We start from the raw sequence: 24,582 nt of genomic DNA, 5'->3' as shown, positions 1-24,582 counted from the left end.
CGTGCGCTCCTAGCCGACCACCTTGATGATGTCGTGGACCTTCTCGTCGACCTCTTCCATCGAGAGGCCGGGGGCATCCTGGCCGATGTGCTTCTTGTAGAGCTCGCTCTCGGCGAACGTGCGCAGGGCCATCACGCGCTTCGGCAGGTAGGGGTGGCTCGCGAGCAGCTCGCGGTAGCGGCCCACGCCCTCCCGGCCCTCGTCGTACTGCGCGAGGAACGCGTCCATGTTGAGCTCGGCGTAGAGCTTCGTCGATCCGAGCGCGAGCTTGGCGAACGTCTTTTGCGCGACGTCGAGGCTCTTGCAGCAGAGCAGGCCCGCGCGATCACACGTCACCTCGGCGCGGCGCGACCAGCTCGAGAGGGCCACCACCGCGGGCTCGACCAGCGGGCCGAGCAGGCGGCTGGCCATGATCTTCAGGTAGTGCATCGCCGTCAGGTAGACGACGTGGCTGTTGTGGATGTGGCCGCACTCGTGGCCGATGACGTTCCTGAGCTCCTCGTCGGAGAAGTGATCGACGAGCGCCGAGTGGACCATGATGAACGAGTCGTCGTTCGTCCCGTACGTCGCCGCGTTCATCTGCGGGTTGTTGAGGATGTAGACGGTGGGCGTGGCGATGCCGAGCGTCTGCGCGCACTCGGCGGCGATGCCGTGCACGCGCGGGAACTGGTTCGTCCCGACCTTCACCGCGTGTCCGAGCAGGTCGCTCTTGCCGACGGCCTTGAAGAACCGGACGGAGGCGGCGACGGCGAGCTCCACCGGCTTCATCTTGTCGAACGCGGCGCGCGTCGTTCGATCGGAGACGTACGCATACGCGTGTCCACCCCCGTCCACGCCGCCTGCGCGCCGTTCTTTGCGGTTCTCGATGAAGCCTTTGAAATCGAGCGTCCCGACCTGTGCCATGGTCCTCGAAGGTAACGGCGGGCCCCCCACGGCGCAACCGTCGGCCCAGGATCCACCTCGAAAATCAAAACTCCTTCACGCGCCCTTCACACGCCGAGCATTTCGACGAGTCCGCGCGCGGAGAGCGCTTCGATCGCCTCCGCGCGCGCCACGAAGCGCCGGTAATCCTTGAACGCAAAGGCGCCGCGCGGGCGCAACTCGTAGTCCGTGATGCGCGTGATCGTGAAGCGGAGCGTCGCGAAGAGCGCCGCGTCGTGGAGCGCCGCTCGCTCGTCGTCCGCGAGGGCGCGGACCGCGGAATATCCGCCCGCGAGGGCCCGCGCGAGGCCTCGATCGAGGCCGTCTCCGAAGCACCACGCGAGCACCGTGACCATAAGGTCGAACGCGGCCGCGCCGCTCGACGAGCTCTCGAAATCGAGGAGCGCAGTGAGCGCGCCGTCCCTGAACAGGACGTTGTCCCGGAAGAGATCCGCATGGATCACCGGGAGCGTCGGGCCGAGGCTCACACGCGAGAGACGGTCGAGCTTCCGTTCGAGCGAGGGCAGGATCGTTCGAACGTGCTCCGGGACGTCCGTCCGCTCGCGAAGCGCGGAGAGCCGCGCCGCGAGATCCTCGGGGCCGAACCGCGTGACGAGCGGCTCGCCGAACGACGCGCCCGCGAGGTGCACCCGCGCGAGCCCTTCCCCGACGGCGCGCGCGTGCGCCTCGGTCACGCCGCGCTGACAGACGACCTCACCTTCGATCCACGGGAACACGACCGCGGGTTTGCCCGCGTGCTCGGCCACGAACGAGCCGTCTCCGGAGGCGAGGAGCAGCGGCCTCGGTGTCGGAACGCCATGCGCGGCGAGGTGCGCGACGAGGCGCGCCTCCCGCGCGGCCGAGGCGGCATCCACGCCCTCGTAGATCCGCAAAAAGGCCCGGCTCCCGCCTTCGATCGTGAGCTCGTAGCTCGTGTTCACGCTGCCCGCGTCGAGCCCACGCGCGCCCGTGATCACGAGGCCGAAGCGCGCGCCGAGCGCCCGAGCTTCCTCGATGGAGAGTGCCGTGAAGATGCCCATGTCCGGCTGCACGGTATCAAGGCGCCGCCTCTCGCGCCCCGGGGATCCGTGCGTTATGAAAGGGAAGCACGAATGCATGCTTGGGGGAGCGCTCCGGCGAGCGGAGCTTGGCCCTCAAACCACCGTCCGAATGCAACAGATCTACGGAAACACCACGGGGCTGAGCCCCCACGCGGTTCGACTTCTGGAGCGTATCTACCGGCGCAAGGTGCCCCTCGATCACGTGGCCACGCCGGAGCTCGTCAAATCCCTCGCCGAGGCCTCGCACGTGACGGGCCGCCAGGTCGGCGCGCTCGTGCATCGATCGGGCGAGATCGACTACGTGATCGTCGGCGACGCGACGAAGCTCATGCTCCCCGACATCGGCCGCCTGCGCGCCGCCGAGGGCCGCTTCCGCGCGCTCCGCCTCGTCCACACGCACCTCTACAACGAGCAGCTCACGCGCGACGACATCGTCGACCTCGTGCGCCTGCGCCTCGACCTCGTGGCCGCGATCCAGCTCTCGCCCGAGGGCGAGCCGAAGACGATGGATCTCGCGTACAACACGCCGCCGTCGCCGGTCGCCGAGGGCGAGGATCCGCGCAATGGTTTGCCCTACCGGCGCGTGGAGCCGATGCCGATCGGCCGCATCGACATCCATTTCGGCGAGCTCATCAACGCGCTAGAAGACGAGTTCGCTCGAAGGTCGCGCATCTTCACGCACGCGAAGGACGGGCGAGCGATCCTCGTGCACGTCGCGGAGAAGTCGAAGCAAGGCGCGTACGCGGAGGCCGAGGACAGCCTGCGCGAGCTCGCCGAGCTCTCGCGCACCGCAGGCGTCGAGGTCGTCGACACCGTCATTCAGCTCCGCGACAAGATCGACCCGCGCCTCATCGTGGGCAAGGGCAAGCTCGACGACATCGTCCTGCGCGCGGCCGAGCTCGACGCGGTGACGCTGGTCTTCGATCGCAACCTCACGCCCTCGCAGGCCTCGGCGATCTCGAAACACGCCGACCTCAAGGTGATCGATCGGACGCAGCTCATCCTCGACATCTTCGCGCAGCGCGCCGAGTCCGCGGACGGCAAGCTGCAGGTCGAGCTCGCGCAGCTCAAGTACGCCCTGCCGCGCCTCGCGATGAAGGACGACTCGCTCTCGCGCCTCACCGGCGGCATCGGCGGACGTGGCCCCGGCGAGACGAAGCTCGAGATCGGTCGTCGCCGCGCCAAGGAGCGCGTCTCGTTCCTCGAAGCGCAGCTCAAGAAGCTGTCGCGTCAGCGCGAGCAGCGGCGCCGCAAGCGCGCGCGCAAGGACGTGCCGATCGTGAGCATCGTCGGCTACACGAACGCAGGGAAAAGCACGCTCCTCAACACGCTCACGGGCTCGGACACGATCGCGGAGAACAAGCTCTTCGCCACGCTCGACACGCGCTCGCGCCGGATCCGTTTTCCCGAGGAGCGCGAGGTGATCATCACGGACACCGTGGGCTTCATCCGCGAGCTGCCGAAGGACCTGTTCGCCGCGTTCCGCGCCACGTTCGAGGAGGCCGCCGACGCGGACCTCATCCTGCACGTCGTCGACGCGAGCGACCCGGCCCACGACCAGCACATCGCGACGACCGAGGAGCTGCTCGGCGAGCTCGGGCTCTCGTCGATCCCGCGGATCCTGGTCTTCAACAAGATCGACCTCGTCGACAAGGCCGAGGCGCGAAGGCTGCTCTTCGGCCACAAGAACGCAGTGCTCGTGTCCGCGACGAACCGCGAGACGACACGCGCGCTGCTCGCGACGATCGCCGATCGGCTGAAGGATCGCTGGGAGCAGGCGAGGACGGTGCCGGCCTACGACGTGGACGAGGACGAAACGTCGGAGCAGGCGGGTGAGGGCGACGCGGTAGACGCATCGGCCGAGCCGGAATCGACGTCGCTCACGACGCTCGCCGAGCTCACGGCGGGCAAGCGTTATCGGCGGACGACGCTTCGGGTTTGAAAGGAAAAACGCGCGGGGATCCGCTCCGGTTCGTCGGAGCCGGGCCCCCGCGCGTTCGTCACGTCACGGCGCGCATTCGCCGTTCGTGCACACGTTGGAGATGCACTCGTCCGGCAAACCGCAGGACGAGCCGGCGATCTTGAGGCAGGTCGTCGCGTCGCTGCAGGCTTCGCCCGCGCCGCACGCGGGATCGGTCGTGCCCGCCGGGACCGGCGTGCACGTGCCCACCGAGCCGGCGTTGTTGCATGCGAGGCAGGTCCCGTTGCACGCGGCGTTGCAGCAGACGCCGTCCGCGCAGAAGCCGCTCTGGCAGGCGTTCGACGTCGCGCACGCCGTGCCGGTCGCGATCTTCGGCACGCACGCGCTGCCGTTGCAGTAGTTGCCCGCGGCGCAGTCCGCGTCGGCGGCGCAGGCCGTGACGCAGGCCGTCGCGCCGCAGATGTACGGCGCGCAGGCGACGTTGTCGTTCGGCTGGCACGTGCCGGCGTCGTCGCAGGTGTCGGCCTGGTTCGCGACGCCGTTCGTGCAGGACTGCGTCGCGTCGCCGCACGCCGTTCCGGAGGCTTCGTCTGCCACCTGCTCGGCGCCTGCGGCGTCGCACGTGTGCTGCTTGCAATCGCCCGCCACCTCGTTCGAGGACGGCGTGCCTTGCGCCTTCGGCTCTTCGCCGCAGTTCTTGTTCGCGTCGCAGATCGCGTTCACGCACGGGCCCGACGGCGGCGGGCAATCGGCCGCAGGATCGGCGCATGTACCCATGGCGCCGCCTGCTCCGCCCGCTCCGCCTTGACCGCCAGCGCCGCCTTGACCACCAGCGCCGCCTTGGCCGCCCTGACCGCCTTGGCCACCGGTGCCGCCAACGCCGCCCATGCCGCCTTGGCCGCCCGTTCCGCCCGTCCCGCCGTCGCCGATCGGGATCGTGTCCCGATCGACCGACGCGACGAGCTCGCAGCCTGCGCCGACGGAGAGGGCAACGCCCGTGCTGATCACGAGCGCTGCCCAGCTTCGAGTGCTCCGTGCGTTCATCGCGTGTTCCCGATCAGAACTTGAACGACACGACGCCGCCGCCGCCCGTCGGGCCCACGAAGGGCGCGACGACCGGCTTGTAGAGCTTCGTCGTCGCCGTCTGCTGCTGCGCGGGCTTGTCGTCGCCGCCGAAGAGCAGCACGGCACCCGTCACGCCGAACGTCAGCGCCACGGCGAACGACATGTCCGCGATGAGCGCGTTGCGATCGGTGCGGTCGGCGTTGTCGACCGTCGGGTTCGCCTCGAAGTCGCTCTTCGCGCTGAGAGCCGAGACGCCGAAGATCGTGCCGACGACCGCGCCCACGCCCGCGAGGCCGAGCGTCACGTACGCGGGGACGTACGACTTCGGCGGAGGCGGCGGCGCTTCCGGCGGCGGCGGAGGCGGCGGAGGCGGCGGGGGCGGAGGCGGCGGGGGCGGCGGAGGCGGCGGCTCGGCTTCGAGCTTCGGCGCCGGCAGCTCCTTCGTCTCTGCGAATCCGACCTCGACCTCTTGCGGCTGCGAGGTGATGAAGCCCTTCGCCGAGTAGACGAGCGTGTGCTTGCCGGGCTCGAGCTTCAGCTCGCCGGCGGGCGCGGGCTCTTTGCCGTCGACCGCGACCATGAGGCCGGGGGCCGTCTCCGGCGCCGTGGCGATCTTGACCGTCGCGGGCGTCTTCTTGAGCGCCTCGATCTTGGCCTTCGCCTCGGTGACGCGATCCTCCCACTTCTTGGGATCGAACTTCTTCTTCTTGTCGGCGGCCTGCTCGTCGATCGCCGCGAGGAAGCCCTGGTAGGCCGCGACGGCCTCCTGCACCTTGTTGAGCTTCTCGAGCGTGACCGCGACCTTGAACTTCGCGTTGAGGCCCGGGAGCGTCTCGTCGGCGAGCTTGTAAGCGTCGAGCGCGGCCTGGTACTCGCCCTTCTCGAAGGCTGCGTCGCCGTCCTTCATGGACTTCGTCGCGAGGTCCTTCTTCTGCTTGTCGGTGAGAGGCTTCGCCGGCTTCTTGTCGTCCTTCGCGGCGACCTTCTCGTCCTTCTTCGCGGGCGCGGCGGCGGCCTTCTCGTCCTTCTTCGCAGGCGCCGCGGCAGCCTTCTCGTCCTTCTTTGCGGGCGCCGCGGGCGCGGCGGCCTTGTCGTCCTTCTTGGCCGGCGCCGCCGCAGGCTTCTTGTCCGCGGCGGGGGCGGCGGGCGCGGCGGCAGGGGCCTTCGCCTGCGCGTACGCCGCCGGAGACGCCGTGAGCGCCAACAGACTCGTGAGCACTGCTGCCGTGTGCAACGACGTCAGCCGGCCCGAACTCGATCGCATATCTAAGCCCTCCTCACTCGTCTCTGCTCGACTCTCTGAGTTTTGCTGAATTAACTCGCGCTGCCCGCGCGACACAAGAGGTTTGAGCAGCGCGCTTTCGCGTGCCTCCCCCACCGGCGGACGTCAGGGCTCCTCGCCCCGCTCGACCCACGCGGGGAAACGAAGCTTCGCCTCCACGGCAAACCCCTTCACGGCCTCGGCCATCCGGGCCGCTCGTTCTCCCCGCGGCAGCCGGGCCCGGAGGCCGGCGAGCCCCTCCAGGAACCGCGCGAACCGCGGATCACCGAACAACGCCTCGAGGTCCTCGCGGATGCGCCGCACCGCCCCCGGGCTCGTGCCGCCGGTCGCGAACGTCATCGTCAGGCCCGCGGCTCGCGCCACCGCCGGGTTCACGAACGTCGACAGCTCGGGCCTGTCGAGCGTGCATACGAGCCGCCCCTCCGCGACCCCGCGGGCGTGAAACGGCGCCGCGCGGCCGTCTTCGGTGGTCGCCACGTAGACGATCGCCTTGTCGTCGGCGTCGCCCGCCGTCGGCTCCCTCCGCTCCAGGGCGACCTGCCCCTCGGCGGCCATCGCCTCGATCGCCGGATCGACCTCCCCCGGCGCGACGACCACGACCCGCGCTCCCGCCGCGAGCAGCCGCTGCACCTTGGACACGACCTCCGCGCTCGCCCCGACCACGAGGGCCTCGCGACCCTGCACATCCACCTCGATCGGCAAGTACCGCACGAATTCCGTGTACCACAGGTCTTGTGTTGTCCATTCTTTGTATAACGTTTGATGACGTTTTACAAAGTCTCCCTTGACATGCCCCCCTCATTTCCATCAGCCTTTGTACAACGTTGTCGTAACATGTTGATGTTTGTCTAGTGTTACGCGCGCCAACGAATCTTTGCGTCGGCGCAGGCGAGAGCAGGGAGGTCGGTCGTGGAAATGAGCGTGACGATGCCGGCGGCGGTGATGGCAGCGACGCCCGAACGGATCCCGGGCGCCGCGTTCCGAGCTGCGGCAGCCCTTCACCTGCAAAGGAATTCGTACCTCTCGCGGGAAGCGCTGGCGCGGGATCTGCGCGAGCGGCTCGCGCGGCACGGGATCCGCTATCACCTGCGCACGCTGAAGCGGCAGCTCTCGGGCGCGGTCGCGACGGTGCCGCCCGAGGTGGAGCGCGCGCTGCGCGACATGATCGCCGAGGCGGGCGGCGCGGACGCCGTCGCGGAGATCGAGCAAGCGCTCGTCGAAGCGGGCCTCTCGGGCGCGTCCGCGGCCACGACGCCCACGTACATCGCCTGCGAGCGCATGCTGCCGCTCGCCCAGCTCTGGCTTTACCTGCACCCCGAGCGATCGAAGCGCGCGCTCGCCTTCCGCCTGCGCGAGGAGCTCCAGCGGATCGGCATCCGCCTCAACGTCGACTCGCTCCAGAGCATCCTCGCCGGCAAGCAGCGCCTCGTGCGGCGCGAGATCCAGGACGCGCTCTTTTCGCTCCTGCGAAACGACGGCGTGACCTCCGCGGCCGACGCCGAGGCGCGCATCGAGACGATGTCCCGCGAGATCCGCGGCGCGCAGGAAGGCCGGGCCTTCGAGAGCGCTCGAACCATCCACGAGCTCGCGAGGGCGTGGAAGATCGAGCACAAGGAGCCCTCGTCACGCAGGCTCGCGCTCCTGCTGAAGCAGCGGCTCGCCGAGCGAGGCATCACGATCGGCCTGCCGCACGTGCAGAAGCTCGTCGACGGGCGCGCGCGCCGCGTGCGACACGCGATGGCGCGGGCGATCGAGTCGATCCTGCGCGGAGACGCAGCGCCCGTCGTGACCGAGGCGCCCGCGCCGAAGGACGCTCTGCCCGCGGGCACCGAGCTCGATCTCGCCTGGGTGAAGGCCGCGCCCATCGCCGAGCTCGCTCGCCAGCACGTGGCCGTGCACCCGGGCATGACGATGCGCAAGCTCGCGATCCAGATCTCGCGCGAGGTCGAGGCGCTCGGCTACGCGACGAGCCCGAACACGATCCAGCCGATCCTCGGCGGCCACAAGAAGAAGACGCGAGGCTTCATCTACCGCGCGATGCTCCACCTCGGCGGCGCCGCGGGCAGCCGCGTGCCCCACGAACACGTCTTCGGCGCGCCGCGCAGCGAGCGCTCGACCGAGCCTCCACCCGCCGCGGATCCACCTGCCGATTCCGAGACGAGCCCGCGGAGCCGCCTCGCCCCAAAAGCGTCGAGCTCTGACGCGGCGCACCGCAAGCCGCGCTCGGAGAGCCTCGGCGTGAGCCCGGCGCAGTCGCCGTTCGGAGCTTACCGCGCCGCAATCCAGCGGTATCAGGCGCTCGATCGCGAGACCGAGCTCGAGCTCGCCTGGCGTTACCGGCGCGACGGTGATCACGCGGCCGCGAACGCGCTCGTCGAGAGCCACCTGCAGTTCGTGGTGAAGGTGGCGTCGCAGTATCGCGGCTACGGCATGCAGCTCGCCGACCTCGTGGAGGAGGGCAACCTCGGCCTGCTCGAAGCGGTCCGCCGCTTCGAGCCGTCGCGCAACCTCCGCTTCAAGACGTACGCGATCTACTGGATCCGCGCGTATGTCGTGGACCACCTGCTCCGCGAGTGGAGCATCGTCGGCGGCGGGACGGGGCCGCTCGTCTCGCGGACGTTCTTCCGGCTGCGGCGCGAGCGGGCGAAGCTCGAGATGCAGCTCGGCGAGGGCGACGCCTCGATCGACGCGCTCCTCGCGACCCGGTTCCAGACGACCGAGGACGCGATCCGCTCGATGTCGCTCCGGGTCGCGGCGCGCGACACCTCGCTCGACGCGCAGTCGCAAAAGGAGGGCGGGCCGACGCTGCTCGAGACGTTGCGCGATCCGTCGTCGGATCCGGAGCACCTCACGGCGAGCGCGGAGCGTGACGCGTTCGTCCGCGGCGTGGTGGACCGCGTGTGGAAGGCGCTCGATCCACGCGAGCGGCTGATCGTCGAGGAGCGGCTGCTCTCCGAGGAGGACGACGAGGTGAGTCTCGCGGATCTCGGCCGCCGCCTCGGCGTCTCGCGCGAGCGCGTGCGCCAGCTCGAAGAGCGCACGAAGTCGAAGCTCCGCAGCGCGTTCGAAGCCGTGGTGCGTGAAGGCAGCGAGGCGGCCGAGGTGCCGCTCCCGGCGGCACAACCCGAGCCCGAAATCGAAGCGCTCTGCGCCTGAGCTCTCCTCTCGCGTTCCTCCATCAAGGCTTCTTTTCGGGCGGCGGTGGGTTCGGCGGGGCAAACACCTGCGTCCGGAACGCGAGCTTCCGATCCGCGTCCCCGATCCGCGCGACGAAGAGGCCCACGAACGATCCGAAGAGCGAGTCGCCCGGCCCGATCGCGGCCGAGCCGTTGGGGCGCGTCACCCAGCGCTTGATGCGGTCCTGCGTCTCCTGGCTGATCGGGTTCACCTCGACGAGCGCGGCGACGAAGTACCGCATGTTGTCGTCGAGCTGTGATCGCTCGATCATGCGGAGCCTTCGGGCCTCGGCGCATTGGCGCAGGACGCCCTCGATGTTGACGGCGACCGTGTCGACGAGCCCGCCCGGCTGCGTGATCTGAAGCCGGAACACCTCGTCCCAGAGATCGTAGACGACGCGGCACGTCTTCGCCGTGAGCGCGACGGGCTCGGTGCCGCCCTCGCGGAAGATCCACGCGCGGAGCACGATCACCGTGGGCAAACCGCTCGAGAGTTTTTTCTCGATCTCCGCGTCGACCACGTCGCGAAAGGGCACGCTGATCACCGCCTGCTTGCCCTCCAGCGCGACGACTGCGTTCCTCGCCGGCAGGGCCGCCGGGGTCTTCGGCGGCTCCGCGCGCGCGGTCATTGCCGGGGCGGTCAGGGCGGCGAGGGCCAGCGCGAAGAGCGCCGCCCGACGCGTCATTTGCGTTCCCCGTTGCGCGCGGCGACGAGCCCGAGCACGTTCGAAAACGCGAGCGTCACGCCGCCGAGCTTCGTGTCGAGGCGCAGGCCGAGGTTGCCCGTGACGTCGACCGGAAGGCGCGACCAGCCCCGATATCCCGTCGGCGGATCCGTGAGCTCGCGGCTCGTCGCCACCGAGTAGATGCCCGCCGACGCGAAGAGATCCACGCCGTAGACCGACTCGCGCCCCGTGTAGATCGGGATGCGGTATTCGCCCTCGATCTTCGCGGCGAAATCGCCGTAACGGACCTCGATGATGTCCGTGCCGAGCAGGTTCGGCGGTTGCCTGCGATCCGGCGCGAGCGCGAGCAGGCGATCGGGCAAGAGATCGGTGAAATCTCCGACGTAGAACTGCTCGAAGAAGGGCGCGTCGCCCGCGATCGCGCCGGCGTACGCGTCGAACCGCACGACGTGCCGCCACGGCAGGCGCCACCATCGCCGCACCGTCGCCTCGAACTTCTGGAAGCTGTAATCGCTGCCCGGGATGCCGATCGTCACGGACGCCTGCGCGAGCGTGCCGCGCGCGGTCAAAAACGGCGCGTCGCGCGTGTCGTACGTCAGCGTGCCGCGCACGGTCGAGAGCACGCTGCGGCCGGGCCGGATGGAGAAATCGATCGGCTCGCGCGAGAGCCCGCGCATGTGCGAGGCCGCGACGGGCACGGTCGCGTCGATCTGTTCGAGGTGGTAGTCGAGCGCGAAGGACGAGGAGACGCCGAGATCGTGGCCCGTGCCGATCGTGGCGCCGAAGCGGCGGTAGGCGACGACCGCGTAGTCCGTCACCTCGCGCTGCGCGATGAGCGGCGCTTCGAAGAGGACGTCGCGGTTGCCGAAGAAATCGCGCGCGTCGTTGTAGAGCACCGTCAGCGCGGCGGACCAGCCCGTCCCGACGAACGAGGGATCGACGAAGCTCGTGCGCAGCGCGTACTGATCCGCGGCGAGCGCGACGCCTGCGCCGAGCGTGATCCCGGTCCCCGCGAGGTTCGTCTCGGCCACCTGCACGCCGAGGAAGGCCGAGAGCGGGCGAGCGTTGCCGGCCGTGTCTTCGTCCGCGGCGACGCCGGCCCAGAGGTTCTGCACGACGAGCGTGTTGCGCTCGACGACCTCGATGATCAGCACGGCCGCGCCGCGCCGCGAGCCCTTGCGGAGGCTGAGATCCACCTGCGCGAAAAATCCCGTGCCGAGCAGCCGGTAACGCGTGAGCTCGAGCTCCGGATCGTCGACGTCGAGCAGATCTCCCGCGCGGAATTTCACGTAACGGAGCACCACGCGGCCCGCGGTGCGGACGTTGCCGCGTAGCTCGATCCCTTCGAGCGTGTAGCGAATGCGGGCCCGTTGTGGCGCCTCGGTCGGCGTGGTCGCGCTCGGCGGCGGATCGGCGGCCGAAGCGAGGGCCGGCATCACCAGGGCGGCGAGGGCGGAGAGCCAGACGAGCGAGCGCGCGCCGATCACGTGTTTCGTCCGCTGCCCCGCGACATCGCTCGGAATGCGCTCACTTCACCTTGGGGATGTACTGCGGGATGACGAAGTACACGAGCTTGATCCCGTTCTTGCCGCCGAGGACCTGCCCGTCGGGCGTACGCACGCGGATCAAGGCGCGCATCACGAGCAGCGTCGCGGGCTTGATCGTGTTGTTCACGGCGTGCACGCGGAAGCTCACGGGCGCGTCGCCTTGCAGGCCGTAGAACGTGGTCTCCGTGCGGCTCGCATAGGGCAGGGGAGTGGCCGCGCTCTCGAGCGTCTCGATCTTCGTGATGAGCGTGCTCGCGTCGAACGGCACCATCCCCTGATCGACCGGCGGGTTCTGGTACGCGAGATCCGGCACGCCGTCGCCCGTGCAGTCGACGCCGCCGTCGCACGCGTAGTTCTCGTGCGCGGTGGTCACGTCGTGCAGGCCCGCTCCCGCGAGCAGGCCGAGCAGCCGCACGACCTCCTTCGACACCGAGCCGCTGCCGACGTCCGTCTTCGGCACGAGCGGGTAGTCTTTCCCGCCGAACGCGGGGTCGTGGTAAAGGCTGCCCGTCTGCGTCGCGAGGTCCGTGAGATCTGCGCGCGCCGCGCCCGGGCTTCCCGTCGCGACGGGCACGCCGACGACCTTCGCGTTGACGTTGTTCAGCGCGGCCACGGCGTCGGCGTACGTCTTCACCGTCCCGCCGACCTTCGCCCCGTCGTACTGGTGCGTGACGTTCGGCCCGTTGTGGAACGCGGCGTCCGTGATGAGCACGAAGATCGGCAGCGACTCGGGCCGGAAGCACGGCGCGCCGATGCCGCCCATGAGCGGACAGGCGTGCTGCGGGTAGTTCCAGATCCCGCCGATCGTGAGCGCGTAGTTGTTCGGGTTCGTCGCGGCGAGCCAGAGCGCCTGCGACGTCCCCTCGGGCGCGTCGCCGCCACCGCCCGCCGTGAGCGCGCCGAGGATCTGCTTCGTCGCGACCGGCGCCGTGTACTTCTGCCCGTCGAACACCGGCGGCGCGAGGTCCCCGGAGATCGTTTGAGCACCAACCTGGAAGCGATACCGATAGAGCGCGTCCCCGTCCTGCCCGTACGGAAGCCACGGCACGTCGCGCACCTCGCCCACGCCGATCCACGCGTCGCCGATCGCCGGGATCGGCGGGCTCGCCGCGGGATCGCCGTTCAAGATCGTCGGGATGATCTCGGTGTCGATCGACGCCTTCAGGTTGTCGATCGCTGGCTGCATCGACGCGGTCGTGTCGATCAGGAAGTAGATGTCCGCCTTGGCGACGCCGGTGGAAAACGTAAAGTCTTTCGTCTGCTCGCCGCCCTGGTACGGCAGGACGAAGTAGAGCCCCGCATCCACGGGGACCGAGCCCTTCTCCGTGGGGTTCGATCCGGCCGCGAGCTCGACGAGATCGATGACGCCGTCGTCATCGCAGTCGATACGCACGCGGCAGCCCTTCGTGCCGTCCGCGTCGTACGTCGTCTCCTGCGTGTCCGACACGCCGTCGTTGTCGCTGTCGAGATCCCGCACGTCCGGATCGCCGTCGCCGTCCGAGTCCGCGAGCGGATCGCAGCTATCGTCGCGCGTTTGTCCGGGCTCGTCGTTCAACAGGAACGGGTTCGCGGCCTCGTCCGCGTCGAGCACGCCGTCGCCGTCGCTGTCGTTGTCGAGCGCGTCGGGTGTGCCGTCGCCGTCCGTGTCCTTGTCCGGGCCGAGCTCGAGGAAGTCGGCGATGAGGTCTTTGTCCTTGTCCGTCGGGTCGCCGCACGTCCCGCCGGAGTCGAAGAAGAGCGAGCCTCCGTCGCCGCCCGCGCCCGCGGCGCCGGAGGACGACGACATGCCGCCGCTCCCGCTCGCGCCCGATCCGACGGGCTTGATCCCGGAGTCGGGCGAGCAGGCGAGCGGGAGGGCCGCAGCGGCTGCGAGGAACGAGAGCCCGAGGCCGAACGAGCGCAAGCGGTTCTGCTTCATCGTGCACCTTTGCCGGCAGAAGGAAGGCGACGCGAAAAACGCCGGCTCAGGGTATCACGTCGGCCCGCCGTTCCCTCCGTCGCCTCGCTCGGGAGCGCATCTCTTCGCTCTGGGCCTCTTCCTCGGCCGCGTGCTCGTCCGCGGCGGCGCGCGGCTCGCTCGCGAATCGCTGTCGCAAACGCCTCCGGCCCCGCGCGCCGGGCGCCTCCTCCGCCGGCGGGAGCGGCGCCGCGTCGAGCCGCGCGAGATCCGCCTCGGCCACGGCGGGCTCGTCGAGGTGCTCGGCCGCACGCACGAGGAGCCTGCGCACCTCGACGCGCACGGCCGCGTCACGCGTCCATCCGGGACGCGCCTGCGCCACGATCGCCCGCGCGAGCAAGAGCTCGGCGCGGCCTCGCACGTCGTCCGGGATCCACGTCGCGAGCGCGGGATCCGCGGCCGCCGAGAGCGCGCGCCGCAGCGCATTGATCCGCCTCGGGCCGAAGCGCGCCGCGTCGTCCGTCGCGCACGTCGCGAGCCGCGAGAGCCGCTGCGCCACGAGCCGCGCTGCATGCCGCACGGGCTCCGCCTCGCACGTGGGCAGAGGCCGCGCGCGATCGAGGGCGAGCAGCACGGCCGCGAGGCACGCGCCGGCCACGACCACCGTGGCCATCACCATCGCGACCTCGGCGTGCGATCGTGGCACCCACCCCGTCGACAGCGCGATGAACCCGGCGCTCGCGGCGAGCACGAGCCCCGTGCACCCGAGCGCCCCTTGCGTGTGCGCGATGCGCCGCGTCGGCCCTCGTTGCACGAGGCGCCCTCCGCTCGGCAGGTGCTTCATCGCGCGTGACGCGGCTTGATGCAGCCCGACCGACAGCGGGCCGAGCTCCAGCTTCGGTGGCTCGCGGAACGGGGATTGCGGCGCCCCCGCGCGCCGAACGCCGGTCATCGTCGACCGAGATTATCAGAGGAGCACCCTCGACCGAAACGCGCCCGATCACCGGGAGCGCGCGTGTCAGCGAGGCCCGCTTCGTTTCGCTTTTTCCTCGTGCCCGCTCGTCCCTGCACGCGTGGCGAGCACACGCACCACGTCGCGCATCGGCACGCCGCGCGACGCGAGCCCCACGAGCACGTGGTACACGAGATCCGCGGCCTCGTTCGCGACGCGCGAATCGTCCTCGCTCTCGATCGCGCGGACGAGCTCGTCCGCTTCCTCGCGGATCTTCGCGCCGATCTTCGCCGGACCTCCGTCGAGCAGCGACCGCGTGTAACTCTTCTCCGCGGTCGACGTGCGCCGCGCCTCGATCTCGCGCTCCAGCACCTCGAGGAACGCGGCCGCGTCCACGCCGGACTCCGCGGCGATCCCGTGCTCGTCCACGCGACGGAAGAAACACGCGGGTTTGCCCGTGTGGCACGTCGGCCCGGCCGGATCGACGAGCAGGAGGAGCGCATCGGCGTCGCAGTCCGCGACGATCGCCGCGACCGCGAGCGTGTTCCCGCTCGTCTCGCCCTTCTCCCAGAGCGTGCCGCGGGATCGGCTGAAGAACGTTGCTCGCCCCGTCTCGATCGTCCGTTCGAGCGACGCGCGGTTCATGTACGCGATCATGCGCACCTGACCCGTCAGCCTGTCCTGCACGATCGCGGGCAGAAGCCCCGCCTCGCCCCAGGCGAGTTCCACGCTTCAGCTCTCCTCGGACGGAGGCGGCTCGCTCGTCCGCTCTTCCTCCACCGGCTTCTTCGTCTTCTTCTTCGTTGCGACGGCCTTCGGCGCCTCGTCCGATGCAGCGGCCTTCTGCGCCTTCTTCGCGGGCTTCTTCTTCACCTCGCGCGGCGCTTCAGCTTCATCTTCGTCCGCATCTGCATCCGCATCCGCGGCCTTCTTCTTCGCCGCGGCGGGCTCGCCGTCTTCGTCTTCGTCCTCGTCGGCGACGTTGCTCTCGGCCTTCTTCTCCTCCGCTTCGTCGTCGACGAAGGTCGGCAGCGGGATCGCCATCGCCGCCTCGGGGTGAGCGAGCGCGGCCTGGTGATACACGGAGAACGCGATCGCCGCCGCGACGCCCGTGCTGAGCGCCACCGCTTGCGACGTCGAGAGCTGGATCGTCGCCGAGGTCCCGAACGACTCGGGCCGCAGCGCGAGGAAGAGCACGACGGCCGGGACGAACGCGAGGATCTGCGACAGGCGCCGCATCGTCGGGTTCTCGACCATCTTCGAGATGCCGACCACGTACCCGACCGCGAAGAGCACGAGCGCGAGCGGCAAGAGGATGTGCTCGGGCAAGGACGGCGGGATCCAGCCGCGCTCGTCGTCCGCGCGCAGCATCTCCAGCAGGAAGCGGCCGACGCCGTAGGCGAACGTGAAGATCAAAAAGATTTGACCCCGAAACTTCTGGTACCGCCGCGACACGAGCAGGATCACGAGCAGCGTCGCGCCGACGAGCGACTCGTAGATCTGCGTCGGGTGCACCGGGAGCGACCCCGTCGCGTCCTCGTCGATGAGGTGCTTCTTCACGTGCTGGATCCACGCCGGCGAGCCGCCGGGCGCGCCGCTCGGCGTCTCGATCAGCGAGGGATCCCAGCGCGGGAACGTGCCGAGCTTCTGCAGCCACGCGGGCGCCGTCTTCGCGAGCGGCTGGCCGAAATCGCAGCCGAAGAGGTAACAGCCGACGCGCGTGATCATCAGGCCCGAGGCCAAGCTCGGCACCGCCACGTCCGCCCACGGCAGGAGCGGGATCCCGTGCCGCCGCAGGAACACCAGCGATCCGATGAACCCACCGAGGAAACCGCCGTACGCAACGAGCCCGCCCTTGCGGACGTCGAGCATCGCGCCGAACGACTCGAACTCGTTCAGGTTCGTAACGATGTACAGGATGCGCGAGCCCACCACCGCGGCCACGGCCGTGACCACGTAGTTGTTCGCCATCAGCTCCTTCGGCAGGCCATCACGCTCCGCGAGCCCGAGCGTCAGATACCAGCCCACGACGAGCGACAGGCCGAGCATCACGCCGTAGCTGTAGATGGGCAGCGGGCCGACGGGCACCGTGGTCTCGCGGAACACGAAGGCCGCGGCGCCGAGGGCCACGGTCGCGACGGCGGCGCCGATCGCGACGGACCTGTTCTTCGTCACGAACTGGTAGATCGCGACGATCGCCGCGATCCCTGCGAGCGCGCATAGGACCCACAGGAGGGGCAGCGTCGTGCGCGGGAGCGGCACGCGGAACAGGATCGGATGCATGGCCGCCCTTCCTTACGCTTGCCCCAAGGGCCGGGCAAGCGTCGCAAGTGATCGCGACCCTTTTGGTGGAGCCCCACCTGCTGCTACGATGCGGGAGTGCTCAGACGAGCGACCACGATCGGCGCGTGCGCCCTCCTCTCGCTCACGCTCGTTTCGTGTGTGCCCGAGGGACCGCCCACGGTAGATTCCGGCCCCGCGCGGCCCGCCCGCCCGGCGGCCCCGCGCCCGCAAACCACGGCCCCGACCGCCCCCCTGGTCCCGCCCGGCCCGCCGATCCTCGCGCCCTTCGAGGACACCTTCGACCGCGCTGCGCTCGGCGAGGACTGGAACGCGCTCTCGCCGGGCTGGCACATCGAAAACGGCCGCCTCTGCGGCAAAAACGCGCGAAACCGCGGCATCTGGCTCCGTCGCCGGCTCCCCGTGAACGCGCGGATCGAGTTCGACGCCTACGCCGAGAACGCGATCGGCGACCTCAAGGTCGAGCTCTGGGGCGACGGCGAGAGTGGCGCGACGAGCACGTCCTACACGAACGCGACGAGCTACATCGCGATCTTCGGCGGCTGGCGCAACTCGAAGCACGTCCTCGCGCGCCTCGACGAGCACGGCGACGACCGGCTCGAGATCGACATCGACCCGAAGAGCGACGACGAGCGCGAGCGCCCCGTCGCCGTGGGCCAGGCGTATCGATTCCGCGTCGAGCGCGCGGACGGAAAGACGATCGTTTGGTCCATCAACGGCGTCGAGTACTTCACGCTCACGGACCCCGAGCCGCTCGCGGGCCCCGGACACGAGCATTTCGGCTTCAACGACTGGGAAGTCCCGGTCTGCTTCGACAACCTGAAGGTGACGCCGCTCTGACCGCATGGAACACGCCGAGGTCGAACGAGCCCTGGAGGATCTCGACAGCCGACTCGAACGGCTGCGGGCGCTCTACGAGCAGTACTTCCTTGGCATCGAGAAGCTCGAGCCGCTGGTCCCGCGCAAGGAGCTCGAGCGGCGCATCATGCTCCTGCGCCGCGAGCAGATCCGGAACACGGCGCTGCGCTTCAAGTTCCAGACGCTGATCCAGCGCTACAACACGTTCCAGCAGTACTGGGGCCGGGTCGCGCGCGAGATCGAGAACGGCACCTACCAGCGCGACGTGCTCCGCGCCGCCGCGCGCTTCGGCGCGAAGGACGCGCTGACGATCCTCGGCAAGAAGCACAAAGAGAAGTACGCGAAGCTCGCCGCCGCGCAGGAAGAGCGCCGCGCCCGCATCCGCAAGCAAGCGCTCACGATCGACGAGGAGACGCTCGCCGACGAGGATCTCCTGGCCGACGACGTCGAGGATTTCGTCGACGAGGAGATCGCCGACGACGCGCTCGAATTCACGACCGCGGAGCCGCCGCCGGCCAAGGCTGCGCCGCCGCCTCCGCCGCCTCCGAAGCCCGCGGCCCCGCCGCCGCCGCCCGCGGCCACGAAGCCGGCTGCGCCGCCTCCGCCGCCGCCTTCGAATCCGGGACGGATCTCCGCGTTGCCTCCGCCGCCGCCCGCGATCGCAAAACCGCCTGCACCGCCGCCGCCGCCCGCGGGCAAACCCACGGCGCCATCGCCTCCGCCGCCCGCGGCCACGAAACCGGCTGCGCCGCCGCTGCCTCCACCCGCGGGCAAACCCGCCGCGCCGCCGCCGCCGCCCGCGGGCAAACCCCCTGCGCCGCCGCCTCCGCTCGCTGCCAAGCCGCCGCCGCGTCCGCCGCTCCCCTCGACGCCGATCGATCGTCCGTCCGCGCTGCCGCCCGAGCCTGCACCTCTGCCGCCGCCCGAGCCTCCGCCCGCGGCGAAGCCGGCCGAGCCCGCGCCGCCCGCCAAGCCGGAGCCCGCGAAAAAGCCCGAGCCCGTGCCGCTGATGATGATGATGCGCCGGCCCGTCGAGGTCTCGGCGGCGAAGCCTGCGGACGCGAAACCCGCCGAAACGAAGCCCGCCGAGGGCCCTCCGCCGGTCGAGGCGCCGGCCGCACGACGCCCGCAAGCTTCGTCGCCCGACCTCGGCAAGCGCCGCGTCGCCGAGCTCGCGGCCCAGGCGAAACAAGGCAAAGCTGGCCCGAGCGGCCCGGCCTCGGCGCGCCCGCTGGATCTCGACTTCGACCTCGACGCGACCAAGCAAGGGCCGCCCTCGCGACGCAGGCCTTCGAGCACACGCACGCGGGCCGCCGTCCACGTCCCGAACGTGTCCGACGAACCCGCGCCGAGCGTGCCGGCCCCGTCCTCGCGGCGAAAGAGCAGCCGCAACATGCGCGCGGTCGTCGCGCCTCCGCCGCCCGATCCTCCGGCCGAGGCGCCGTCGCCGCCGGACACGGGAGCCTCGGCCGAGCCGCGCCCGCAGCCCGAGCCGCGCCCGCAGCCTGCGCGACCTCGCCCGTCGCAAGGTTCGTCCGAGGACCTCTCGGACGCACGAATCCGCCAGATTTACGCGCAGTACGTCGAGGCCAAGCGCGCCGCGAAGGAGTCGACCGCGGGCGTCACGTACGAGGCGCTCGCCAAGCAGCTCCGCCAGCAGGCCGAGAAGCTCAAGGCTTCTCACCCGCAAAAATCGGTCGATTACAACGTGGTGATGAAGGACGGCAAACCCACGCTCAAGCCGATCCTTCGCTAGGAGCCTGTGGACTTATCTGCTGCGCGCCCCGAATCGTCGGTCGACATCGCTCGAAATCCTTCAGGATTCCTCGCTCCGTCGCCCTAGCTTCGGGGCGCTCGCGACGATCATTCCACAGGCTGCTAGGAGCTCAAAGCATCGGCCCGGGCGCGGCTTCGAGCGCGTCCTTCGTGGCAGCGTCAGTTCGTGGGGAAGAAAGAGGGGGGAATCGAGGCGGAAGCGGCGCTGAGCTTGCTAGCGGTGCGCGGCACCTCGCGTCGACATGGCGGCCCGCTTGGCGACGGGCGGCGTGAACGCCTCACCCTCGCAGTACAGGATCGCGCATGCCGTCCTGTCGGACTCGCGCATCCGGCTGCATAACTCCCCGAGGTCTTCGTCGCTGTCGACGACATCCGCCTGCTGGGGTTGGGACGAGCCGTCCTCGTAATCGATGTTGTCCAACGCGACCCACCGCCCCCGATACTCGTCGGAGCGGCACATATCGAGCCACGTCATCCGCATGGCTCCGCGGCGTCTACTGCCCATTGCCCGTGAACGACCTTCTCCTCTGCACCTCTGGCATCGGCACCGACGTGGGCTGCGAAGTGCAGCTCGTGACCTTTGACACGCTGCGCCGAACCGTCGAGCAGAGGCTTCTGCGAACGAGCGTCATCGCTCGCAAGATCCATCTAGCACCCGCGTCGAACGGGCGTCAAGCGCGTCAAAACGCGGTGACACACGAGTGAATTCCCATCTAGGGCCGCCGCTCGTGCATGTCGAGGGGTCCGAGGGAGACGCGTTGCGCTACTTGCAACGCGGGGGAAGCGCGGCCTTTCCGCTGCTGGCGCCGATCGCCGCCGCCGCGTCCGCCGTGGCCTTGGCCGCGCAGCCCTTCGACTTCACCTCACGCGCGGCCGAGGCGTCGATCGCCGAGAGCGCCTTGCTGCGCTTCGGCCCGGTGCACGAGCGGTACTGGCTGATCGCCATCGTCGTGTTGCCGCCGTATGCGTACGTGATCGCCGCGTCGCAAGCCTTGTCGCCGGCGGCGTCGACCTTCGTGCCGCCGCCGCCACCCGATCCCGAGGCCGTCGTGGCCGGGGATCCGGAGCCCGATCCGGTGTTCGTGCCCGTGGTTTGTCCGGACTGCGTCGAGCCGCCCGCCGAAGAGGCCGTCCCCGCGGTGCCCGCGCTGTCAGCGGGCGCGGCCGTCGGATCGGAGGCGACCACGACGGTCGTCGGCGCTGCAGACGGCATCAGGATCACCTCGCCGTCGCCGCCGCTCTTACCGCCTCGCGTCGCGAAGATCGCGATCACGATCCCGACCACCACGAGCGCGCCGATGCCCGCGATGATCGGCACCGGGCTGCTCTTTTGTTGCTGCCGGCCGCCCATCGGCGGAGGCGGCGGCGCGGGGTAGGCCGGTCCGCCCATCGGCATCGGCGCGTGGCCGTGCTGCTGCATCGGCACGACGGGCATCGGGCCCGGCGTGATCGCAACGGCGCTCGGCCCCGTGTCGACCATCGTTCGACCGCCCGGCGCGCTCGGCACTCCCTGCGCGAAGAGCGGCTCGCCGATCTGCGTCCCGCCGGGACGTGCGGGCATCTGTCCGCTCGGCATGCCTTGCATCTGCCCGCTCGGCATGCCTTGCATCTGCCCGCTCGGCATCCCGTACTGCCCGCTCGGCATCCCGTACTGCCCGCTCGGCAGGCCCGGCATCGCGGCGGTGCCCGCGACCTGCTGCTGACCCGTCGCACCACCAACGATCGACGCGCGCCCCGCGCCGATCGAGAGCTCTTCGTAGAACTCGCGCACGGACGACTGGCGCTTGTTCTTGTCCTTCTCGAGCGCGCGCATGATCGCGGCCTTCATCTTCGGCGGCACCTGCGCGCCGAGCTGCGTCACCTCGAAGGGCGAGGGCTGCGCGGTGAGGTGCTGCGTGGCCCAGGCCCACGGCGTATCTGCTTCGAACGGCAAGCGCCCGGTGAGCATCTCGTAGGCGACGATCGCGAGCGAGTAGACGTCGCTGCGCGCGTCGAGCTCCTGCCCGCGGAACTGCTCGGGGCTCATGTACGGCGGTGTTCCGAGCACCGTGCCTTGCTGCGTGAGCTTCTGCTCCTTCGAGTCGGGACGCTCGCCGCGCTTGGCGATGCCGAAGTCGAGCACCTTCACGAAATCGTCGCCGTCGATCTTCGTGAGGAAGAGGTTCGCGGGCTTGAGATCGCGATGCACGATCCCCTTGCTGTGCGCTTCCTGGAGCGAGCCTGCAGCTTGCCCGATGATCTTGTCGACGCGCTCGGGCGGCATCGGCCCTTTCTGCGCGAGCTCGTCCTCGAGCGGACTTCCTTCGAGCAGCTCCATCGCGATGTAGAGCTCGCCGGAGTTCGTCTGCCCGAAGTCCCAGACCTGGATCGTGTTCGGGTGCTTGAGCTCGGCGACGGTGCCGCACTCGCGGTTGAAGCGCGCGAGCACTTGCGGATCCTTCGCGTACTGCGCGAGGAGCGTCTTGACTGCGGCTTTTCGAACCGTCGTGCCCATCTGCTGCTCGGCGGTGTAGACGCGGCCCATGCCGCCTTCACCGAGCACGCCCGTGATGCGGTAACGACCGCCCACGATGGAGCCGATCAACGGATCTTCTTCGGAAGGCGCCGAAGGCAGCGGCGCTCCGCACTTGGCGCAGAAGCGCGCTCCATCGATGTTCGCGTGGTGACAGGCGGGACACTCCATGATGCGGCGCGAGCATCGCAAGATGCGCGCGGGTGGTGCAAGAAGTTGCGGCAAGGACAGGTCGCGAGGATCGTGCCTCGCTTGCCTGCTCACGTACGGGTTCGCGATCCAGCCTGCCGGGGGAGGTCCCTCTGCCTGGGATGCCGGGGATTCCGGTGTTTGGCGCACGGCGTCCGGCCCGCTCCAAACACAAAACCTTTCATCCGGCTTGACATGTCAAAAGCAAGGGGCTAAGAGCCTGCTCCCCTTTGACGGGACACGTCTGTCTTCGAGGGAGGAACTCGCTGGCGTAGCTCAACCGGTAGAGCACCTGCCTTGTAAGCAGGGGGTTAGGGGTTCAAGTCCCCTCGTCAGCTCCACCGGACTGTCAGGGGCGGAAGGCTCGGACGAACGAGAGTAAAATCTCAGGAGACGAACCGACCGAAACAGAGTAGAGAGGGACCCGCGAGCCCTTGGATCTCGCGAGACGTTGACAATCTGGAGGGTTGCCCGAGCGGCCAAAGGGAGCAGACTGTAAATCTGCCGGCAATTGCCTTCGATGGTTCGAATCCATCACCCTCCACCGAGACACCGATGAGGTGTCTCGACCCGCGGAGTCGGAAAGTCGGTACGTAGATGAGGTTGGGGGAGTACCTCCCGAACTCTATCTGCGGGCGTAGCTCAGTTGGTAGAGCGTCAGCCTTCCAAGCTGAACGTCGCCGGTTCGAACCCGGTCGCCCGCTCCGCCGGCTCCATGCCCACCTAGCTCAGTTGGTAGAGCACGTCCTTGGTAAGGACGAGGTCGTCGGTTCAATCCCGATGGTGGGCTCCAGCAACCGTAAAGAAAGGACAGCGCGCGCGACCGTCGCGGTCGGCAACCGTCAGGAGCAAGAACGATGGCCAAGGAGAAATTCACTCGAACCAAGCCCCACGTGAACGTCGGCACGATCGGCCACATCGATCACGGTAAGACCACGCTCACGGCGGCCATCGTCAAGGTCCAGTCCAAGCAGAAGCTTGCGAAAGAGATCAAGTACGCCGACATCGCCAAGGGCGGTACGGTCCGTGACGAGACCAAGACGGTGACGATCGCGGCCGCGCACGTGGAGTACGAGTCGCCGAAGCGCCACTACGCGCACGTCGACTGCCCCGGCCACGCTGACTACATCAAGAACATGATCACGGGCGCCGCGCAGATGGACGGCGCGATCCTCGTGGTCAGCGCGCTCGACAGCGTCATGCCGCAGACCCGCGAGCACGTGCTCCTCGCGCGTCAGGTCGGCCTGAACTACCTCGTCGTCTTCCTCAACAAGTGTGACGCGGTGGACGACCCGGAGATGCTGGACCTCGTCGAGATGGAGGTCCGCGAGCTCCTCAACAAGTACAACTTCAACGGCGACAACGCGCCCGTCATCCGTGGTGCTTCGCTCCCGGCGCTCCAGGGCGACCCCAAGTGGGAGGCGAAGATCGGCGAGCTGCTCGACGCGCTCGACTCCTACATCCCGGAGCCGGAGCGCGCGGTCGACAAGCCGTTCCTCATGGCGATCGAGGACGTGTTCTCGATCAAGGGCCGCGGCACGGTGGCCACGGGCCGTATCGAGCGCGGCGTGGTGAAGGTCGGCGAAGAGGTCGAGATCATCGGCTTCAAGGACACGCGCAAGACCGTCGTCACGGGCGTCGAGATGTTCCGGAAGCTGCTCGATCAGGGCATCGCCGGTGACAACGTCGGTTGCCTCCTGCGCGGTGTCGAGAAGGACGACATCGAGCGTGGTCAGGTCCTCGCGAAGCCGGGCTCGATCACCCCGCACACGCACTTCAAGGGCGAGGTGTACGTCCTGAAGAAGGAGGAGGGCGGCCGTCACACGCCGTTCTTCACGAACTACCGCCCGCAGTTCTACATCCGGACGACGGACGTGACGGGCACCGTCAAGCTCCCCGAGGGGGTCAAGATGGTGATGCCGGGCGACAACATCACGATGGACATCGAGCTCATCGCGCCGGTCGCGCTCGAGGAGCAGATGCGGTTCGCGATCCGCGAGGGCGGCAAGACCGTCGGCGCGGGCATCGTGACCAAGATCCTCAAGTAACGAGGCGTGATGTCGGTGCAGGACGGCGGGTCCCGTGGCTCCGGTAGGGCCTCGGGAGAACGAGGGACACGCATCCCGGTCTCGTTGGCCTGCACCGAGTGTACGGCGAGGAACTACAAGACGACCAAATCCCCCGGGGATTACGTGGAACTGAAGAAGTTCTGCAAGCAGTGCAAGAAGCACACGCTGCACCGGGAGACGAAGTAGTCGGATCCGAAGTAGACGAACTGCTCGGCTCGTGGCATCTGTCCCGGGTCGAGCAGGTTGAAGGGGTATAGCTCAGCTGGTAGAGCAGCGGATTCCAAATCCGCAGGTCGGGAGTTCGAGCCTCTCTGCCCCTGCCCACAAGGGCCCCTCCTCTCGCGTTCAGCATCAGGTAGGGGCAGCATG

Annotated in this window: 20 protein-coding genes and 5 tRNA genes; 12 read left to right on the top strand and 13 right to left on the bottom strand. The window is 69.2% G+C overall.

Annotated elements, in window-relative coordinates:
- Positions 1–9 precede the first annotated feature (9 nt).
- Positions 10–903: a M48 family metallopeptidase gene (locus QHF84_RS18615; protein WP_281314665.1), complete on the bottom strand. Its 894-nt coding sequence runs from the start codon at positions 901–903 to the stop codon at positions 10–12.
- An 86-nt stretch (positions 904–989) separates the two neighbouring features.
- The gene (locus QHF84_RS18610) at positions 990–1,973 is read right to left on the bottom strand and encodes a homoserine kinase (RefSeq protein ID WP_281314664.1); all 984 of its coding nucleotides are present in this window, start codon (positions 1,971–1,973) and stop codon (positions 990–992) included.
- 118 nt (positions 1,974–2,091) lie between these two features.
- Here QHF84_RS18610 and hflX point away from each other — a divergent pair, with 118 nt between their 5' ends.
- Positions 2,092–3,924 carry a GTPase HflX gene (hflX, locus tag QHF84_RS18605; protein ID WP_281314663.1) on the top strand — a complete coding sequence of 611 codons (1,833 nt, stop codon included), beginning with the start codon at positions 2,092–2,094 and terminating at the stop codon, positions 3,922–3,924.
- Between the two features lie 63 nt (positions 3,925–3,987).
- On the opposite strand, the gene QHF84_RS18600 is transcribed toward hflX, so the two are convergent.
- The 3 genes from QHF84_RS18600 to QHF84_RS18590 all read right to left on the bottom strand — a co-directional run bounded on the left by QHF84_RS18600 (position 3,988) and on the right by QHF84_RS18590 (position 6,961).
- Positions 3,988–4,947 (bottom strand): hypothetical protein, encoded by a 960-nt coding sequence (locus QHF84_RS18600; protein ID WP_281314662.1) that lies wholly within the window; start codon positions 4,945–4,947, stop codon positions 3,988–3,990.
- A 13-nt stretch (positions 4,948–4,960) separates the two neighbouring features.
- Positions 4,961–6,232: a PEGA domain-containing protein gene (locus tag QHF84_RS18595; RefSeq protein ID WP_281314661.1), complete on the bottom strand. Its 1,272-nt coding sequence runs from the start codon at positions 6,230–6,232 to the stop codon at positions 4,961–4,963.
- A 123-nt stretch (positions 6,233–6,355) separates the two neighbouring features.
- Complete coding sequence (locus QHF84_RS18590) at positions 6,356–6,961, bottom strand: NAD(P)-dependent oxidoreductase (RefSeq protein WP_281314660.1); 606 nt, start codon at positions 6,959–6,961, stop codon at positions 6,356–6,358.
- A gap of 204 nt (positions 6,962–7,165) precedes the next feature.
- On the opposite strand from QHF84_RS18590, the gene QHF84_RS18585 reads away from it, so the two are divergent.
- Complete coding sequence (locus tag QHF84_RS18585) at positions 7,166–9,406, top strand: sigma-70 family RNA polymerase sigma factor (RefSeq protein ID WP_281314779.1); 2,241 nt, start codon at positions 7,166–7,168, stop codon at positions 9,404–9,406.
- A 22-nt stretch (positions 9,407–9,428) separates the two neighbouring features.
- Here the strand turns inward: QHF84_RS18585 and QHF84_RS18580 are convergent, their stop codons facing one another.
- The 6 genes from QHF84_RS18580 to QHF84_RS18555 all read right to left on the bottom strand — a co-directional run bounded on the left by QHF84_RS18580 (position 9,429) and on the right by QHF84_RS18555 (position 16,791).
- Positions 9,429–10,112 carry a hypothetical protein gene (locus QHF84_RS18580; RefSeq protein WP_281314659.1) on the bottom strand — a complete coding sequence of 228 codons (684 nt, stop codon included), beginning with the start codon at positions 10,110–10,112 and terminating at the stop codon, positions 9,429–9,431.
- Positions 10,109–11,599 (bottom strand): BamA/TamA family outer membrane protein, encoded by a 1,491-nt coding sequence (locus tag QHF84_RS18575; RefSeq protein WP_281314658.1) that lies wholly within the window; start codon positions 11,597–11,599, stop codon positions 10,109–10,111. Before QHF84_RS18575 ends, QHF84_RS18580 begins: the two co-directional genes overlap by 4 nt.
- A 40-nt stretch (positions 11,600–11,639) precedes the next feature.
- A complete protein-coding gene (locus QHF84_RS18570) occupies positions 11,640–13,577 on the bottom strand; it encodes a hypothetical protein (protein WP_281314657.1) in 1,938 nt (645 codons plus the stop codon).
- A 46-nt stretch (positions 13,578–13,623) separates the two neighbouring features.
- Positions 13,624–14,508: a hypothetical protein gene (locus QHF84_RS18565; protein ID WP_281314656.1), complete on the bottom strand. Its 885-nt coding sequence runs from the start codon at positions 14,506–14,508 to the stop codon at positions 13,624–13,626.
- Positions 14,509–14,574: 66 nt separating this feature from the next.
- Entirely contained in the window at positions 14,575–15,237 is a 663-nt protein-coding gene (hisIE, locus tag QHF84_RS18560) for a bifunctional phosphoribosyl-AMP cyclohydrolase/phosphoribosyl-ATP diphosphatase HisIE (RefSeq protein ID WP_281314655.1), read from the bottom strand.
- A 3-nt stretch (positions 15,238–15,240) separates the two neighbouring features.
- On the bottom strand, positions 15,241–16,791 hold the full coding sequence (locus tag QHF84_RS18555; protein ID WP_281314654.1) for a prolipoprotein diacylglyceryl transferase family protein: 1,551 nt from the start codon (positions 16,789–16,791) through the stop codon (positions 15,241–15,243).
- 96 nt (positions 16,792–16,887) lie between these two features.
- Between QHF84_RS18555 and QHF84_RS18550 the strand changes: the two genes are divergently transcribed.
- Positions 16,888–17,649 carry a hypothetical protein gene (locus QHF84_RS18550; RefSeq protein WP_281314653.1) on the top strand — a complete coding sequence of 254 codons (762 nt, stop codon included), beginning with the start codon at positions 16,888–16,890 and terminating at the stop codon, positions 17,647–17,649.
- A gap of 4 nt (positions 17,650–17,653) precedes the next feature.
- Positions 17,654–19,423, top strand: a complete 1,770-nt coding sequence (locus QHF84_RS18545) for an MXAN_5187 C-terminal domain-containing protein (protein WP_281314652.1) — start codon at positions 17,654–17,656, stop codon at positions 19,421–19,423.
- A gap of 234 nt (positions 19,424–19,657) precedes the next feature.
- Here the strand turns inward: QHF84_RS18545 and QHF84_RS18540 are convergent, their stop codons facing one another.
- Complete coding sequence (locus QHF84_RS18540; protein WP_281314651.1) at positions 19,658–19,918, bottom strand: hypothetical protein; 261 nt, start codon at positions 19,916–19,918, stop codon at positions 19,658–19,660.
- A gap of 35 nt (positions 19,919–19,953) precedes the next feature.
- On the opposite strand from QHF84_RS18540, the gene QHF84_RS18535 reads away from it, so the two are divergent.
- A complete protein-coding gene (locus tag QHF84_RS18535; protein ID WP_281314650.1) occupies positions 19,954–20,148 on the top strand; it encodes a hypothetical protein in 195 nt (64 codons plus the stop codon).
- Positions 20,149–20,206: 58 nt separating this feature from the next.
- On the opposite strand, the gene QHF84_RS18530 is transcribed toward QHF84_RS18535, so the two are convergent.
- Positions 20,207–22,126, bottom strand: a complete 1,920-nt coding sequence (locus QHF84_RS18530) for a serine/threonine-protein kinase (protein WP_281314649.1) — start codon at positions 22,124–22,126, stop codon at positions 20,207–20,209.
- A 283-nt stretch (positions 22,127–22,409) separates the two neighbouring features.
- Here QHF84_RS18530 and QHF84_RS18525 point away from each other — a divergent pair.
- From QHF84_RS18525 to QHF84_RS18495, 7 genes are all read left to right on the top strand, one after another.
- Positions 22,410–22,485, top strand: a tRNA-Thr gene (locus QHF84_RS18525).
- Between the two features lie 120 nt (positions 22,486–22,605).
- A tRNA-Tyr gene (locus QHF84_RS18520) sits at positions 22,606–22,688 on the top strand.
- 87 nt (positions 22,689–22,775) lie between these two features.
- Positions 22,776–22,848, top strand: a tRNA-Gly gene (locus tag QHF84_RS18515).
- Positions 22,849–22,861: 13 nt separating this feature from the next.
- Positions 22,862–22,937: transfer RNA gene (locus QHF84_RS18510), tRNA-Thr, on the top strand.
- 64 nt (positions 22,938–23,001) lie between these two features.
- A complete protein-coding gene (gene tuf / locus QHF84_RS18505) occupies positions 23,002–24,192 on the top strand; it encodes an elongation factor Tu (protein ID WP_281314648.1) in 1,191 nt (396 codons plus the stop codon).
- A gap of 9 nt (positions 24,193–24,201) precedes the next feature.
- The gene (gene rpmG / locus QHF84_RS18500) at positions 24,202–24,399 is read left to right on the top strand and encodes a 50S ribosomal protein L33 (RefSeq protein WP_281314778.1); all 198 of its coding nucleotides are present in this window, start codon (positions 24,202–24,204) and stop codon (positions 24,397–24,399) included.
- Between the two features lie 61 nt (positions 24,400–24,460).
- Positions 24,461–24,533: transfer RNA gene (locus tag QHF84_RS18495), tRNA-Trp, on the top strand.
- Positions 24,534–24,582 lie beyond the last annotated feature (49 nt).

It is taken from the genome of Polyangium sp. y55x31 (assembly GCF_029946505.1).
Taxonomy (GTDB): Bacteria; Myxococcota_A; Polyangia; order Polyangiales; family Polyangiaceae; genus Polyangium.
This window is presented reverse-complemented; position numbering and strand designations above follow the sequence as displayed.